This is a genomic window from Streptomyces sp. NPDC091972 (genome assembly GCF_044756385.1).
Classification (GTDB): domain Bacteria; phylum Actinomycetota; class Actinomycetes; order Streptomycetales; family Streptomycetaceae; genus Streptomyces.
On sequence record NZ_JBIVSV010000016.1, the window covers coordinates 41845 to 57038 of the forward strand.

16 protein-coding genes are annotated in these 15194 nt (G+C 71.5%); 5 read left to right on the forward strand and 11 right to left on the reverse strand.

Going from position 1 to position 15194, the window contains the following annotated elements; translation table 11 throughout:
* Positions 1-14: 14 nt before the first annotated feature.
* Positions 15-572, reverse strand: coding sequence for an acyl-CoA thioesterase (locus ACIQJT_RS35910; protein ID WP_365451730.1), 558 nt, complete (start codon positions 570-572; stop codon positions 15-17).
* A gap of 118 nt (positions 573-690) precedes the next feature.
* On the opposite strand from ACIQJT_RS35910, the gene ACIQJT_RS35915 reads away from it, so the two are divergent.
* The gene (locus ACIQJT_RS35915; protein ID WP_365451732.1) at positions 691-1953 is read left to right on the forward strand and encodes an LCP family protein; all 1263 of its coding nucleotides are present in this window, start codon (positions 691-693) and stop codon (positions 1951-1953) included.
* Positions 1954-1956: 3 nt separating this feature from the next.
* On the opposite strand, the gene ACIQJT_RS35920 is transcribed toward ACIQJT_RS35915, so the two are convergent.
* From ACIQJT_RS35920 to ACIQJT_RS35930, 3 genes are all read right to left on the reverse strand, one after another.
* On the reverse strand, positions 1957-2802 hold the full coding sequence (locus tag ACIQJT_RS35920) for a class I SAM-dependent methyltransferase (protein WP_402649944.1): 846 nt from the start codon (positions 2800-2802) through the stop codon (positions 1957-1959).
* A gap of 73 nt (positions 2803-2875) precedes the next feature.
* On the reverse strand, positions 2876-3238 hold the full coding sequence (locus ACIQJT_RS35925) for a four-helix bundle copper-binding protein (protein WP_365451736.1): 363 nt from the start codon (positions 3236-3238) through the stop codon (positions 2876-2878).
* Positions 3239-3414: 176 nt separating this feature from the next.
* Entirely contained in the window at positions 3415-4572 is a 1158-nt protein-coding gene (locus ACIQJT_RS35930; RefSeq protein WP_365451738.1) for an acyl-CoA dehydrogenase, read from the reverse strand.
* Positions 4573-4750: 178 nt separating this feature from the next.
* Here ACIQJT_RS35930 and ACIQJT_RS35935 point away from each other — a divergent pair, with 178 nt between their 5' ends.
* Positions 4751-6094, forward strand: coding sequence for a UDP-glucose/GDP-mannose dehydrogenase family protein (locus ACIQJT_RS35935; RefSeq protein WP_365451740.1), 1344 nt, complete (start codon positions 4751-4753; stop codon positions 6092-6094).
* A gap of 184 nt (positions 6095-6278) precedes the next feature.
* On the opposite strand, the gene ACIQJT_RS35940 is transcribed toward ACIQJT_RS35935, so the two are convergent.
* Positions 6279-6782: a CGNR zinc finger domain-containing protein gene (locus ACIQJT_RS35940; protein WP_053851004.1), complete on the reverse strand. Its 504-nt coding sequence runs from the start codon at positions 6780-6782 to the stop codon at positions 6279-6281.
* Positions 6783-6899: 117 nt separating this feature from the next.
* Between ACIQJT_RS35940 and ACIQJT_RS35945 the strand changes: the two genes are divergently transcribed.
* Positions 6900-7259 (forward strand): VOC family protein, encoded by a 360-nt coding sequence (locus tag ACIQJT_RS35945; protein WP_365451742.1) that lies wholly within the window; start codon positions 6900-6902, stop codon positions 7257-7259.
* A gap of 28 nt (positions 7260-7287) precedes the next feature.
* A complete protein-coding gene (locus tag ACIQJT_RS35950; protein WP_053851006.1) occupies positions 7288-7671 on the forward strand; it encodes a VOC family protein in 384 nt (127 codons plus the stop codon).
* A 9-nt stretch (positions 7672-7680) separates the two neighbouring features.
* Here the strand turns inward: ACIQJT_RS35950 and ACIQJT_RS35955 are convergent, their stop codons facing one another.
* The 4 genes from ACIQJT_RS35955 to ACIQJT_RS35970 all read right to left on the reverse strand — a co-directional run bounded on the left by ACIQJT_RS35955 (position 7681) and on the right by ACIQJT_RS35970 (position 11787).
* Entirely contained in the window at positions 7681-8793 is a 1113-nt protein-coding gene (locus tag ACIQJT_RS35955) for a dipeptidase (RefSeq protein WP_402649945.1), read from the reverse strand.
* A gap of 152 nt (positions 8794-8945) precedes the next feature.
* Positions 8946-10133: a dipeptidase gene (locus ACIQJT_RS35960; protein ID WP_402649946.1), complete on the reverse strand. Its 1188-nt coding sequence runs from the start codon at positions 10131-10133 to the stop codon at positions 8946-8948.
* Positions 10130-10627: a 5-(carboxyamino)imidazole ribonucleotide mutase gene (gene purE, locus ACIQJT_RS35965; protein ID WP_365452538.1), complete on the reverse strand. Its 498-nt coding sequence runs from the start codon at positions 10625-10627 to the stop codon at positions 10130-10132. Before purE ends, ACIQJT_RS35960 begins: the two co-directional genes overlap by 4 nt.
* A 20-nt stretch (positions 10628-10647) precedes the next feature.
* Positions 10648-11787: a 5-(carboxyamino)imidazole ribonucleotide synthase gene (locus tag ACIQJT_RS35970; protein WP_053851010.1), complete on the reverse strand. Its 1140-nt coding sequence runs from the start codon at positions 11785-11787 to the stop codon at positions 10648-10650.
* Between the two features lie 178 nt (positions 11788-11965).
* Here ACIQJT_RS35970 and ACIQJT_RS35975 point away from each other — a divergent pair, with 178 nt between their 5' ends.
* Complete coding sequence (locus ACIQJT_RS35975) at positions 11966-12484, forward strand: GtrA family protein (RefSeq protein ID WP_365451748.1); 519 nt, start codon at positions 11966-11968, stop codon at positions 12482-12484.
* Positions 12485-13002: 518 nt separating this feature from the next.
* Here the strand turns inward: ACIQJT_RS35975 and ACIQJT_RS35980 are convergent.
* Both ACIQJT_RS35980 and ACIQJT_RS35985 read right to left on the reverse strand, forming a co-directional pair.
* Entirely contained in the window at positions 13003-14277 is a 1275-nt protein-coding gene (locus ACIQJT_RS35980) for an ATP-binding protein (RefSeq protein ID WP_365451750.1), read from the reverse strand.
* A 37-nt stretch (positions 14278-14314) separates the two neighbouring features.
* A complete protein-coding gene (locus ACIQJT_RS35985; RefSeq protein WP_402649947.1) occupies positions 14315-14992 on the reverse strand; it encodes a response regulator transcription factor in 678 nt (225 codons plus the stop codon).
* Between the last annotated feature and the right edge of the window lie 202 nt (positions 14993-15194).

Below are 15194 nucleotides of genomic sequence, written 5' to 3' on the forward strand. Positions count from 1 at the left end.
GGGCCGGTGCCGGCTCAGTCCTCGAAGCCCTCCGCCGCCCGCTTCTCGCGCAGTTCCATGATCGCGCGGCGGCGGGCGAGGCGGTGGGTGCGGCGGATCTGGGCCTCCTGGTAGCGGCGCTCGTCCCGTTCCGTCTCCGGGAGCACCGGCGGGACCCGGCGGGGCTTGCCGTCGGCGTCGACCGCGGCGAACACGAGGTAGGCGGAGCCGACCTGGGTCGCGGGCGTGGACTCGTTCCAGCGCTCGGCGAGGACCCGCACGCCGACCTCCATCGAGGTCCGGCCGGTCCAGTTGACCTGGGCCTTCACATGGACGAGGTCGCCCACCCGGACCGGCTCCAGGAACGCCATCTCGTCCATGGAGGCGGTGACGGCGGGCCCGCCGCTGTGCCGTCCGGCCACCGCGCCCGCCGCGTCGTCCACCAGTTTCATGATCACGCCACCGTGCACGGTGCCGAGGAGGTTGGTGTCGGCCTGGGTCATGATGTGGCTCAGCGTGGTGCGGGACGCCGAGGTGGGCTTGCCCGGGATCTCCGGGGCGCCCTGGAGCGCGGCGGTGGCCTGGTCTGTCATGCCCCCCACCCTATGCCTGATGACAATTCGGGAATTTGTGTCAGCTTGGCAACAGCGCTGCCCTGATTTTCCGACGACCCTTGTGAAGGGCACAGCGGGTACCGGCACACTGGGGCCCATGAACGATTGGCCCGAGGGATGGTCCGGCGACAACCGCGGCGACCGGTACGGACGCGGCAGCGCGAGCGCACAGCCCGAGAGCGCCCGCGTGATGCGGCAGGTCCGCCGCGGTCAGGCGCCGCAGTACGGTGCCGGCGTGCCGCAGCAGCCGTCGTACGTCAACGGCCAGGGCCACGGCGACTACGACGGGTACGACAGCGGTTACAACACCGGCCAGGTCTACGGCTCCCCCGGCGGCGGGCCCGGCGACCCGGTCGGCGGCCGGGGTCCGCGGCCCGCGCCGAACTGGCGCAAGCGGATCAAGTGGACCGCGATCGTGGTGATCACCGGGCTGGTCGTGACGACCGTCGGCACCTACTTCTGGGCCGACTCCAAGCTCAACCGCGAGGTCGACCTGTCCAAGGTGATCGACCGGCCGGAGCAGGGCGACGGCACCAACTACCTGATCGTCGGCTCCGACAGCCGCGCGGGGCTCTCCTCCGAGCAGAAGAAGCAGCTGCACACCGGCTCCGCCGAGGGCAAGCGCACCGACTCGATGATGATCCTGCACACCGGCAGCAACGGCGACACCCTGATCTCGCTGCCGCGCGACTCGGACGTGGAGATCCCGACCTTCGTGGGCTCCGAGTCCGGCAAGACGTACAAGGGCACGGGCCGGCACGTGAAGCTGAACGCCGCCTACGCCGAGGACGGTCCCGAACTGCTCGTGCGCACGGTCGAGTTCAACACCGGCCTGAAGATCGACCACTACGTCGAGATCGGCTTCGCCGGCTTCGCGAACATCGTGGACGCGGTCGGCGGGGTCGAGATCGACATCCCGAAGGGCGGCATGAAGGACACCAAGTCCGGTGCCGACTTCGAGGCGGGCAAGCAGACCCTCAACGGCGACCAGGCCCTCGCCTTCGTGCGCACCCGGTACGCCCTCGCCGGCTCCGACCTCGACCGCACGAAGAACCAGCAGAAGTTCCTCAACGCCCTCGCCAACCAGGTCGCCACCCCGAGCACGATCCTCAACCCCTTCAAGCTCTACCCGACGATGGGCGCGGGCCTGGACTCGCTGATCGTCGACAAGGACATGGGCCTGTACGACCTGGGCAAGATGTTCTGGGCGATGAAGGGCGTCAACGGCGGTGACGGCACCTCCATGAACATGCCGATCGCCGGTTCCACCGGCGGCAACCTGCTCTGGGACAAGGCCAAGGTGAAGACCCTGGTCGACGAGTTGAAGAACGACGAGAAGGTCACCGTCTCGGGCAACTGAGCCCTACGGCCGCCGTCCCGAGCCGAGCAACGCGATGTGCGGAAGGGCCAACCGCCCTTCCGCCACCGTGTGTTCGGCGCTCAGCCGGTCGTACTCCCGGCGGATCCGGGCGACCGTCCCCGGGTCCTGCGCGGTGACGACCAGCCCGATGGTGGCCACGCCGCCCGCGGCACCGCTCCACCACTCCTCGACGCCGGCCCGGTGCTCCCAGGCGAGTTCGTCCGCCTCGGCCGCCACGAAGCCCGCCCCGCCGAGGAGCCGGGCGAGTCCCTCCGGCGTACGGGGCCAGTCCTGCGCCGGGTCCAGTCGGGGGAGGTACGGCGGCGGTACGGCCCCGCCCGCCTCGCAGGCCCGGCCGAGCAGGTCCTGCCCGGCGCCGCGGCGCGTACTCCACGTCGTGACGGCGATCCGGCCACCGGGACGCAGGACGCGGTGGAGTTCGGCGAGGGCGGTGCGCGGGCGGCCGACGTGGTTGAGGACGAAGTTGCCGACGACGGCGTCGAACTCACCGTCCGGGTAGGGCAGTTCGACAAGCTCGGCGATGCGCGCGTCGATCCCGCGGGCGCGTGCCGCCGCCACCATCCCGGCGTCGGCGTCCACGGCGCTCACCCGGGCGCCGCGGGCCCGCGCCGCCACGGCCGCCGTACCGGTGCCGGTGCCGGCGTCGAGGACGCGCGTGCCCTCCCCGACCCCGGCGGCGTCCAGCAGGGCCGGTACCGGATGGGCGCACAGGCGCGCGAAACTGCCCGCGTAGGCCTCGGTGCGGCCCCGCCACATCGCGCGCTCGGCGGCGTCGAACGCCTCGGTGGCGTCCGCGTGGGGCGGTGTCGTGTGCTCGGGTGCGGTCATGCCCCGCAGCCTGCCGCACCCGCGGCCGGGGGCACCTCGCGGGGTGCCCCCGGACACGCTCGGGCGGGGAGCGTCACATCGCCATGCCCGCCATCGCGCGACAGGTCTCCACGCAGCGGCGACACGCCTGGGCGCAGCGCATCATCTGGGGGTCGTCCGGCATGGCCATGCACGCCTCGGCGCACATCTCGCACGCCTTGGCGCACATCGCGCACATCTCCGCCGACAGGGGCGAGCGGCGCATCATCATGTCCGCGCACATCCGGGTCATCTCGGCACAGTCGATGAGCGCGCGCATGATCTGCATCTGCGCCTGGCCGCCCCTCTGCATGCAGGAGCTCATGGTCTCCTCGCACAGGCTGTGGCACTCCATGCACGCCGCCACGCAGTCCTGCATCTCCCGGCTCATCGCGGACATGCTCTCGGCCTGGGTCATGGCTCCTCCTGGGGGACGCGGGAGCCCGGGGCGGGCCCCGTGCCCTTCCGTCCTACGCCCCTGTCCCGCCGGGCGCCATCGGGCGGACGGCAACAATCCACCCCGAAACGCCCACCCGTGGAGCGACGAAAGCCCCCGGAACGCCTCCGGGGGCTCGGTCGTGGCAGGTCGGGCCGCTACGGCAGGTTGCGCGCCATCACGATCCGCTGGACCTGGTTGGTGCCCTCGTAGATCTGGGTGATCTTGGCGTCGCGCATCATGCGCTCGACCGGGTAGTCCCGGGTGTAGCCGTAGCCGCCGAGGAGCTGGACGGCGTCCGTGGTGACCTCCATGGCCACGTCCGAGGCGAAGCACTTGGCCGCCGCGCCCTGGAAGGTGAGGTCCTTGTCGAGGCGCTCCGAGGCGGCCGCGGCCTGGTAGGTCAGGGCGCGGGCGGCGGAGATCTTCATGGCCATGTCGGCGAGCATGAACTGGATGCCCTGGAAGTCGGCGATCGGCTTGCCGAACTGCTTGCGCTCCTGGACGTAGCCCTTGGCGTAGTCGAAGGCGCCCTGGGCGACACCCAGCGCCTGGGCGGCGATGGTGATGCGGGTGTGGTCCAGGGTCTTCATCGCGGTGGCGAAGCCGGTGCCCTCCTCGCCGATCATGCGATCGGCGGGGATGCGGACGTTGTCGAAGTAGACCTCGCGGGTCGGGGAGCCCTTGATGCCGAGCTTCTTCTCGGGGGCGCCGAAGGAGACGCCCTCGTCGGACTTCTCGACGACGAACGCCGAGATGCCCTTGGACCGCTTGGTGGGGTCGGTGACGGCCATCACCGTGTAGTACTCGGACTCGCCCGCGTTGGTGATCCAGCGCTTCACGCCGTTGAGGATCCAGTGGTCGCCGTCGCGGACCGCCTTGGTCTTCATGCCGGCCGCGTCGGAGCCGGCGTCCGGCTCGGACAGGGCGTAGGAGAACATCGCGTCGCCCTTGGCGAGGGGCGAGAGGTACTTCTTCTTCAGGTCCTCGGAACCCGAGAGGATCACCGGGAGCGAGCCCAGCTTGTTCACGGCGGGGATCAGGGAGGAGCTGACGCAGACGCGCGCCACCTCCTCGATGACGATGACCGTGGCCAGGGCGTCGGCACCGGCGCCGCCGTACTCCTCGGGGACGTGCACGGCGTGCAGGTCGTTGGCCACCAGCGCGTCCAGCGCCTCGCGCGGGAAGCGGGCCTCCTCGTCGACCGCGGCGGCGTGGGGCGCGATCTTCGCCTCCGCCAGCGAGCGGATGGCGTCCCGGAGCATGTCGTGCTCCTCGGACGGGCGGTACAGGTCGAAGTCAGCCGTTCCGGCCAAGGTCTCTCACGCTCCAAGGACGCTGCGATGCCTGTGCTAATTACCGTTAAGTAACTCAAATTTTAGGGGTCCGCCCACGGGAGTGATACGTGAGCTTGGCGACAGCGGGAAAGCTGCCCGTCAGGCCCTCCGACTATGCTCGGGCGCGCACCGGCCCGTCCCTCTTTCTGGAGTCTCCATGGCCCTCAAGATCACCGTGATCGGCACCGGCTACCTCGGCGCCACCCACGCCGCGGCCATGGCCGAGCTCGGGTTCGAGGTGCTGGGGCTCGACGTGGTGCCCGAGAAGATCGAGATGCTCCAGCGGGGCGAGGTCCCGATGTACGAGCCGGGCCTGGAGGACCTGCTGCGCAGGCACGTCGCCGGGATCGAGGGCTCCACCGGCCGGCTCCGCTTCACCATGGACTTCGCCGAGGTGGGCGCCTTCGGTGACGTGCACTTCGTCTGTGTGAACACCCCGCAGCGGCACGGCGAGTACGCCTGCGACATGTCGTACGTCGACTCGGCGATCGCCTCCCTCGCCCCGCACCTGAGCCGTCCGGCTCTGGTCGTCGGCAAGTCGACGGTGCCCGTGGGCTCGGCCGACCGGCTGGCCCGCTACCTGGCCGACCACTCCCCCGCGGGCGCGGACGCGGAGCTGGCCTGGAACCCGGAGTTCCTGCGCGAGGGCTTCGCGGTGGACGACACGCTGCACCCGGACCGGATCGTCGTCGGCGTGCGCAGTGAGCGCGCGGAGCAACTGCTGCGCGAGGTGTACGCCAGGCCGCTCGGCGAGGGCACGCCGTTCGTGGTGACCGACTTCCCGACCGCCGAACTGGTGAAGACCTCGGCGAACTCCTTCCTGGCCACGAAGATCTCCTTCATCAACGCGATGGCGGAGGTCTGCGAGGCGGCCGGCGGCGACGTCGCCAAGCTGGCCGAGGCCATCGGGTACGACGACCGGATCGGGAAGAAGTTCCTGCGGGCCGGGATCGGCTTCGGCGGCGGCTGCCTGCCCAAGGACATCCGCGCCTTCATGGCCCGTGCGGGTGAACTCGGCGCCGACCAGGCGCTGACGTTCCTGCGCGAGATCGACTCGATCAACATGCGCCAGCGCGGCCAGATGGTGGAGCTGGCCCGGCAGATACTGGGCGGCGGGCCGTTCCTCGGCAAGCGGGTCGCGGTGCTCGGCGCCACCTTCAAGCCCGACTCGGACGACGTGCGCGACTCCCCCGCCCTGAACGTCGCCGGGCAGATCCATCTCCAGGGCGGCCAGGTCACCGTCTACGACCCCAAGGGCATGGACAACGCCCGCCGCATCTTCCCCACGCTGGGCTACGCCGACACGGCCGTGGACGCGGTCCGGGGCGCCGACGTCGTGCTCCACCTCACGGAGTGGCGGGAGTTCCGCGAACTGGACCCGGCGGCCCTCGGCGAGGTCGCGGCGGCGAAGGTCGTCCTCGACGGCCGCAACGCCCTGGACCCGGCGCTGTGGCGGAAGGCCGGCTGGACGTACCGGGCGATGGGCCGGCCGACGGCCTGAGCGACGGGCCGTCCGCGGCGACGGCCGCCGCACGCGTGGGTGGACGCCGTTCCGGCCGGGGCTCAGCCGGCCGGAACGGCGTCCGGGGCCATTCTCCACACCCTCGCCACATTTCGGGAACCGCTTTCCGAGGTCTTGGGGATGACAACCGTCACCCCGCCCTCGGAAGAGACACCCGGACGCCTCAGCCCTTGGCCCGGTACCGCCGCATCTTCGCCCGGGCCCCGCACACCTGCATGGAGCACCAGCGGCCCCGCCCCGCCGGGCTGCGGTCGTAGTACGCCCAGTGGCAGTCCACCGCCTCGCACGCCTTCAGGCGGGTCCAGGTACCCGCGACCAGCGACTCGGCGACGGCGGCGGCGACCCGGGAGAGCAGCGGGCCGGCGTCCGCGGGGGCCAGCGCGGCCGAGCCGTCCGACGCGGCCACCGTGAGCAGCAGCGGCGCGGCCGCCAGCAGCTCCCCCAGCGGTGTCACCGTGCGGTGCGGCGGATGCCCGGCGTGGGCCAGCAGGGCCACCCGCAGCGACTCCCGCAGCTCGCGCGCCGGCGCCAGCTCCTCCTCGGCGATCCCGAACCGCGCCCGTCCCTCCGCCGTGTCCAGCGCGTCGGCACCCGACTCCAGGTCCACGGTGTTGACCAGGGACTCGACCAGGGCCAGTCCCCCGGGCGCGGGCGATCGCTCACTCATGGCTGCACGCTACCTAGCTAGGGAATTCCCTTGCGACGTTACCTCCGATGCGGGAGCATGCGGTAACCGTTACTGGTTACCCGCCTCTACAGGTAACCGCGCTTCGAGGAGGAAGCCATGGCCATCGCCGAACTCGGCACCGTCGTACTGGACTGTCCCGACCCGCGCGCGCTCGCCGGTTTCTACGCCGGTGTCCTCGGCGGCAGCGTCGAGGGCGAGGGCGACTGGGTGGACCTGAAAACCCCCGGCGGACCGTCGCTGGCCTTCCAGGCCGCCCCCGGGTTCGTACCGCCCCGGTGGCCCGCCCCCGACGCCTCGCAGCAGTTCCACCTCGACCTGACCGTGCAGGACCTGGACGCGGCCGAGCAGGAGGTGCTGGCGCTCGGGGCCAAGCCGCTGGACACCGAGGACCGGTCCCGCACCTTCCGTGTGTACGCGGACCCGGCGGGGCACCCGTTCTGCCTCTGCGCCTGCTGAACCGCCGGACGAACCAGGAGGACCTCTCGTGACCGTCGCACGTTTCCGTTCCGTCGTGCTCGACTGCCCCGACCCCCGCGCGCTCGCCCGCTTCTACGCCGGGATCGTGGGCGGCACCCCGGAGGACGACGACCCCGACTGGGTGGTCCTGCGCGTCCCCGCCGGTCCCCGGCTGGCCTTCCAGAGCGCCCCGGACCTCACCCCGCCCGAGTGGCCGCGGGCCGACCGCAACTCCCAGCAGTTCCACCTCGACTTCGACGGCGGGACCACCTGGGAGGAGATCGAGGCGGCCGAGGCCAAGGTGCTGGAGATGGGCGCCAAGCTGCTGCACGCCGAGGACAAGGAGGACTTCAGGGTGTACGCGGATCCGGCGGGACACCCCTTCTGCCTCTGCCGCATCGACCCGGTGTAGCGCCCCCGGTCAGCCGTCCAGCTCGGCGATCTTCGCCGTGGACGGCTCGCGGCGTAGTTGCGCCGCCCGCGCGGTGAAGTCGGACTCGCGCAGCAGGCGCTGGACATTTCCCCAGGTCAGCAGCGCGAGGTCGGCTTCGTCCCAGCCACGCCGCAGCAGCTCGGCGACGAGGTGCGGGTAGCAGGAGGCGTCGCCGAGCTCCTGCGGGTGGGCGGTCCCGGCGTCGTAGGTCCCGGACAGGCCCACGCACGCGGCGCCCGCGACCGCGCGCACGTGGTCGAGGTGGTCGGCGACGTCCCGGACCGTCGGGCCGGTCTGCTCGGCGGTCAGCGGCACCATGCACAGGCCCTTGGCGGCGCCCAGCTCGGCGAGCAGGTCGTCGGGCAGGTTGGCCGGGTGCGGGCGCAGGGCGCGGGCGGCGGAGCGGCTGAACAGCACCGGCGCCTTGGACACCGCAAGGGTCCGCCGGACGGTGGCCTCGGAGGCGCCGGAGAGGTCGGCGAGCACCCCGAGCCGGTTCATCTCGCGCAGCACCTCCTCGCCGAACCGGGTCAGCCCGGCCTCGCTCGCCCAGGACACCCCGGTCAGCGTGAGGGCGCGCAGGCCGAGGGCGTGCAGGGAGCGCAGGATGCCGAGCGAGTCGCCGACAGCGGCGGCACCGGCGGGGCCGAGCAGGACGGCGGCGCGGCCGCAGTTGCGGGCGTCGGTGGTCTGCCCCGCGGTGCGGGCCAGGCGCAGGCCCTCGGGATGGGCGCGTACGACGGTCTTCACCAGGTCGAGCTGTTCCATCGTGGCGCCGACCGCACGGTCCCCGTCGAGCCCCTCGGGCAGGTGCAGCGACCACATCAGGGCACCCACGTGCCCCTCCCGGAGCCTCGGCACGTCCGTGTCCACGGCGCTCTCGCCGAGCTCCAGGTCGAACCAGGGCAGGTGCCGCAGGGCCCAGGGCAGCCCGCTGTAGCCGTCGGCGACGGGGTGCGCGGCCAGGAGGGCCCGGGCGCGCTCCAGGAGCCCGGTGTCCTGGCCGGAGGCCGAGGTGTACGGATTTGGCACGTCCTCGAAGAGCTGGGGCAGCTCTCCCACGTCGGCCGCGGGGTGCAGTTCGTCCTGGAGATCTGCCATGACGGGCTCCGTACGTCGTGATCTTCCTGATCGCCGTACGGTCACCGTCGCACGGAGCGCGGGGGGCTTCCTGGTGGGCGGGGCGTTCGGGGGTACCCCCGTGGGGACACCGCGCGCGCCCCGGCCACCGGGTCGAGAATGCCCCCGGACGCTCAGCCGTCGAGCTGGGTCAGGGTCGCGTTGGACGGCCCCCGCGTCGCCTGGAGCTCCCGCGCCACGTCCTCCGCCGCGCCCAGCACCCGTACCGCGTTCTGCCAGGTGAGCTTGGCGAGATCGGCGCGGGACCAGCCGCGGTCGAGGAGCTCGGCGATCAGGTTCGGGTAGCCGGAGACGTCGCCGAGGCCGTCCGGGGTGAACGCCGTGCCGTCGTAGTCGCCGCCGATGCCGATGTGGTCCACGCCGGCCACCTCGCGCATGTGGTCCAGGTGGTCGGCGACGGTCGAGACCGTGGCGACCGGGCGCGGGTTGCGCTCCTCGAAGGCGCGGTGCACCCGCATCGCCTCGGGGGTGGTCGCGAGGTGGTGGAAGCCGTGCTCGCGCATGTTCTCGTCGGCCGCGGCGGTCCAGTCCACGGCGGCCTGGAGGACGAACTTCGGGACGAAGGTGACCATGGCCATGCCGCCGTTGGCCGGCAGGCGTTCCAGGACGTCGTCCGGGATGTTGCGCGGGTGGTCGCACACGGCCCGCGCGGAGGAGTGGGAGAAGATCACCGGCGCGAGCGTGGCGTCGAGTGCGTCCCGCATGGTCGTCGCCGCCACGTGCGAGAGGTCCACGAGCATGCCCTCACGGTTCATCTCCCGGACCACCGCGCGGCCGAAGGCCGAGAGCCCTCCGACGCCGGGCTCGTCCGTCGCCGAGTCCGCCCAGTCCACGTTGTCGTTGTGGGTGAGGGTCATGTAGCGCACGCCGAGCGCGTACAACGCGCGTAGCGTGGCAAGGGAGTTGGCGATGGAGTGGCCGCCCTCGGCACCCATGAGGGACGCGATACGGCCTTCCCCGCGCGCCGCCTCCATGTCCGCGGCGGTGAGCGCGGGCCGCAGCGTCTCGGCGTACCGGGCCTGGAGCTGCCGCACGCAGTCGATCTGTTCCAGGGTCGCCGGCACCGCGTCGGGCAGGTCGGAGCGGACGTACACCGACCAGTACTGCGCGCCGACCCCGCCGGCCCGCAGGCGGGCCAGGTCGGTGTGCAGGTGGGCCGACTGGTCGGTGGCGATGTCACGGGCGTCGAGGTCGTAGCCGACCTGCTCGCGCAGGGCCCAGGGGAGGTCGTTGTGGCCGTCGACGACCGGGAACTCGCGCAGGAGTTCCCGGGCCGTCTCCAGCGGACGCGCGGCCGTCACTTGCCGAAGCCGAAGCCGTTGGAGCCCTCGACCTTGGACCGCAGGCGCTTGCCCTTCTCGGTGGCCTGGTCGTTGAGCTCCTGCTGGAACTCCCGCATCCGGCCGAGGAGTTCCTCGTCGTGCGCGGCGAGCATACGGGCCGCGAGCAGACCGGCGTTGCGGGCGCCGCCGACGGAGACGGTCGCGACGGGGACGCCCGCCGGCATCTGCACGATGGACAGCAGCGAGTCCATGCCGTCGAGGTACTTCAGCGGGACCGGGACACCGATGACGGGGAGCGGGGTGACCGAGGCGAGCATGCCCGGGAGGTGGGCGGCGCCACCGGCACCGGCGATGATCACCTTCAGGCCCCGCTCGGCCGCCTGCTCGCCGTACGCGATCATCTCGCGCGGCATGCGGTGCGCGGAGACGACGTCGACCTCGTAGTCGATCTCGAACTCGTCGAGGGCCTGGGCGGCGGCCTCCATGACGGGCCAGTCGCTGTCCGACCCCATGACGATGCCTACAACGGGGCTCATTCGGTGATCGTGCCTCTCAGGTAGCCGGCAGCGTGACGTGCGCGTTCGAGAACGTCGTCCAGGTCGTCGCCGTAGGTGTTGACGTGACCGACCTTGCGGCCGGGCTTCACGTCCTTGCCGTACATGTGGATCTTGAGCTTGGGGTCGCGGGCCATGCAGTGCAGGTACGCGGAGTACATGTCGGGGAAGTCGCCGCCGAGGACGTTGACCATGACGGTCCACTTCGCGCGGGGGCGCGGGTCGCCGAGCGGGAGGTCGAGGACGGCCCGGACGTGGTTGGCGAACTGCGAGGTGATCGCGCCGTCCATGGACCAGTGGCCCGAGTTGTGCGGGCGCATCGCCAGTTCGTTGACGAGGATGCGGCCGTCGCGGGTCTGGAACAGCTCGACGGCGAGGTGGCCGACGACGTCCAGTTCCTTGGCGATGTTGAGGGCCATCTCCTCCGCCTTGAGGGCGAGGGCCTCGTCCAGGTCCGGGGCGGGGGCGATGACGGTGTCGCAGACGCCGTTGACCTGCTGGGACTCGACGACCGGGTAGGCGACGGCCTGCCCGTGCGGCGACCGTACGACGTTGGCGGCGAGCTCGCGGACGTAGTCGACCTTCTCCTCGGCGAGGACGGGCACGCCGGCCCGGAAGGGGTCGGCCGCCTCCTCGGCGGAGTCCACGACCCACACGCCCTTGCCGTCGTAGCCGCCGCGGACGGTCTTGAGGACGACGGGGAAGCCGTCGCCCTCCGCCGCGAAGGCCGCCACGTCCTCGGGATCGCTGACGATCCGGTGCCGTGGGCACGGGACGCCGATCGCGGTGAGCCGCGCGCGCATCACGCCCTTGTCCTGGGCGTGCACGAGCGCGTCCGGGCCGGGGCGCACGGGGATGCCGTCCGCCTCCAGGGCCCTGAGGTGCTCGGTGGGTACGTGTTCGTGATCGAAGGTGATCACATCGCACCCGCGCGCGAACTCACGCAGCGTGTCGAGGTCGCGATAGTCGCCGATGACGACGTCGCTCACCACCTGCGCCGCGGAATCCTGAGGGGTGTCACTGAGAAGCTTGAACCTGATGCCGAGCGGGATGCCTGCCTCGTGTGTCATACGCGCGAGCTGGCCCCCGCCGACCATGCCGACTACCGGGAACGTCACGACCCCAGAGTATCGGTCGCGCCACGGCGGCTGGATTCCGCGCCTGTTTCCGGTCCTCTTACCAGCTTGTTTCCCTGTGTGTGAGTTCATCCACAGGCAGCGGGTACAGGGGGTGGTTAGCATGGCTTGGTTGACGAAATCACTCGACTGACCGACCCGACTGGGGGACTGTACAACCATGGGACATGGTTCCTCAGGGCTGCGGAGGATCGTCCGCGAGGTCGCCAAATTCGGTGCGGTCGGCGGAGCGGGGCTCCTCGTCAACCTCGTCGTCTTCAACGTGGTCCGGCATCTCACCGACCTTCCGGTGGTCCGCGCGAGCGTCGTCGCCACGGTGGTGGCCATCGCCTTCAACTACATAGGGTTCCGTTACTTCACGTACCGCGACCGCGACAAGAGCGGCCGCACGAAGGAACTGACCCTGTTCCTGCTGTTCAGCGTGGTCGGCCTCGTCATCGAGAACGGCATCCTGTACACCGCGACCTACGGCTTCGGCTGGGACAGCCCCCTCCAGAGCAACATCTTCAAGTTCGTCGGCATCGGCATCGCCACGCTCTTCCGCTTCTGGTCCTACCGGAGCTGGGTGTTCAAGACCCTCCCGGCCCGCGAGGCGGTGGCCAGCGCGGAGGCCTTCCTGGAACAGGCCGAGCAGACGGCGACCCGAAAGCCGTCCCGACCTGGCCAGCGCGTGCTCTGACCCCCCCGACGCACGGTCCACCCCCGGCGACCCTTGCCGGGACCACCGATCCTTCGCGCCGCTCGCCCGAGCATCGGCCCGGTGGGACTGCCCCACCCCGAATCCACCCGGCGTCCGGCTGCGCCGAAGCCCCCAGGGGGCCGGCGCCCGCAGCGACTCCGAACGCTCGCGCCGGCCTGCGGCAGACCCGGACCGGGGGCTCCGCCGAAGACCGCCAGCTCACCCGGCGCAGCCCGACCCACACTCCAGCCCCGCCGTCGGCCTGGCTCGCCGTCGGGCACGGCCGGCTACAGCGGGATGCGCAGGACCCGAGGCAGCCCTAGACGCTCCGACACCGGCCGCTGAAGAACCCGCCCGGCGCCACCAGACCCGCGCCTCAGCCCGCGCAGCTCACCCGTCCGTCAGCCCGGCTCGTCGTCCGGCTCGGCCGCTTCAGCGGGGGCGCAGGCCCTGAGACGGCCCTCATCAGGGACGCTCCGACACCGACCGCCGAAAACCCCGGCCTCAGCCCGCGCAGCTCACCGCACCATCGGTTCGTCGTCGTCCGGGACCGTCGGCTTGAGGGGGGTGCGGGAGAGGAACAGGCCGAAGACCGGGGGCTGGGCCTGGAGCATCTCCAGGCGGCCGCCGTCGGCCTCCGCGAGGTCGCGGGCCACCGCGAGGCCGATGCCCGTGGAGTTGCGGCCGCTGATCGTGCGCTCGAAGATGCGGGCGCCGAGGTCGGCCGGGACACCGGGACCCTCGTCGGTGACCTCGATGACGGCCTGGTTGCCGGTGACGCGGGTGCGCAGCGCCACCGTGCCGCCGCCGTGCATGAGGGAGTTCTCGATCAGCGCGGCCAGGACCTGGGCCACCGCGCCCGGGGTGCCGACCGCCGTGAGGTGCCGCTTGCCCGAGCTGACGATCGCCCGGCCCGCGCTGCGGTAGGCGGGCCGCCACTCCGCGAGCTGCTGCTGGATGACCTCGTCGAGGTCGAAGGTGACCGCGTTGCCGGCCCGGGGGTCGCGGGAGTTCGTCAGCAGCCGTTCGACCACGTCCGTGAGCCGCTCCACCTGGGTCAGCGCGACGTTCGCCTCCTCCTTCACCGTGTCCGGGTCGTCGGTGAGGGTGATCTCCTCCAGCCGCATCGACAGGGCGGTCAGGGGCGTACGGAGCTGGTGGGAGGCGTCGGCGGCCAGGCGCCGTTCCGCGGTCAGCATGCGGGCGATCCGCTCGGCCGAGGAGTCCAGCACGTCGGCGACCCGGTCCAGCTCGGGGACGCCGTAGCGCTTGTGCCGCGGGCGCGGGTCGCCGGAGCCGAGGCGTTCCGCGGTCTCGGCGAGGTCGGTGAGCGGCGAGGCCAGCTTGTTGGCCTGGCGGATCGCGAGGAGCACCGCGGCGATCACCGCGAGCAGCGCCACCAGGCCGATGATCAGGAGCGTACGGCCGACCTCGCGGGTCACCGAGGAGCGCGGCTCCTGCACGGTGACCGTCTCGCCCTCCTCGCCCTTCTCGGTGGAGCTGATGACCTCGCCGGAGGGCCGGGTGCCGACCTCGATCGGGTCCTTACCGGGGATCCGGATAAGGGCGTACCGTTCCTGCGCGACCTGGTCGCGCAGGATGTCCGCGGTCACGTCCTCCGCGGCGAACAGCCTGCTGTCCACGATCCCGGCCAGCCGGATCGCCTCGGAGTCGACCCGCTCCTGGGCACTGTTGCTGATGGTGCGGGTCTCGACGATGACGAGGGAGACGCCGAAGACGGCGATCACCACGAGCACCACGGCGAGCGTGGACTGGATCAGTCGACGGCGCATGTCCTCTTACCTGTTGCCTGCCGGACGATGACCCGGGTCAGCTCTTCTCGAAGCGGAAGCCCACTCCCCGGACCGTCGCGATGTACCGCGGGTTGGCCGCGTCGTCGCCGAGCTTCTTGCGGAGCCAGGAGATGTGCATGTCCAGCGTCTTGGTCGACGACCACCACGTGGTGTCCCAGACCTCGCGCATCAGCTGGTCCCGGGTGACCACCCGGCCGGCGTCCCGCACCAGGACCCGCAGCAGGTCGAACTCCTTGGCGGTGAGCTGGAGTTCCTCGTCGCCCATCCACGCCCGGTGCGACTCGACGTCGATCCGCACCCCGTGGGTGGCCGGCGGCTGCGCCGGCTCGACCGCCCCGCGCCGCAGCAGGGCCCGGACCCGGGCGAGCAGCTCGGCGAGCCGGAACGGCTTGGTGACGTAGTCGTCGGCGCCCGCGTCGAGACCGACGACGGTGTCCACCTCGTCGGCGCGGGCGGTCAGGATGAGGATCGGCACGGCGTGGCCCTCGGCGCGCAGTCGGCGGGCCACCTCGAGGCCGTCCATGCCGGGCAGACCCAGGTCGAGGACGACCAGGTCGATACCGCCCTGCATTCCGGCGTCGAGCGCGGTGGGTCCGTCCTCGCGCACCTCGACCTCGTACCCTTCCCGGCGCAGGGCGCGGGCCAGCGGCTCCGAAATGGACGCATCGTCCTCGGCGAGCAGTACACGGGTCATGAGCTGATGGTAGACCGCTCCTGACAGATGCTGGGGTGTGATCGCAGCCCAGTGGTTCTTACCTTCCGCGGTTCCGGTGTGAACCTGTGACTGTGCGGTGCCAATCCTGTAAGGACCTTAGAAACCGGGTGTACGGTTCCACAGCCACCTGTGATTCAGGTCTCAAGTCCTTCCATCTCCGTCAGTAGCCTGACGTATGGTG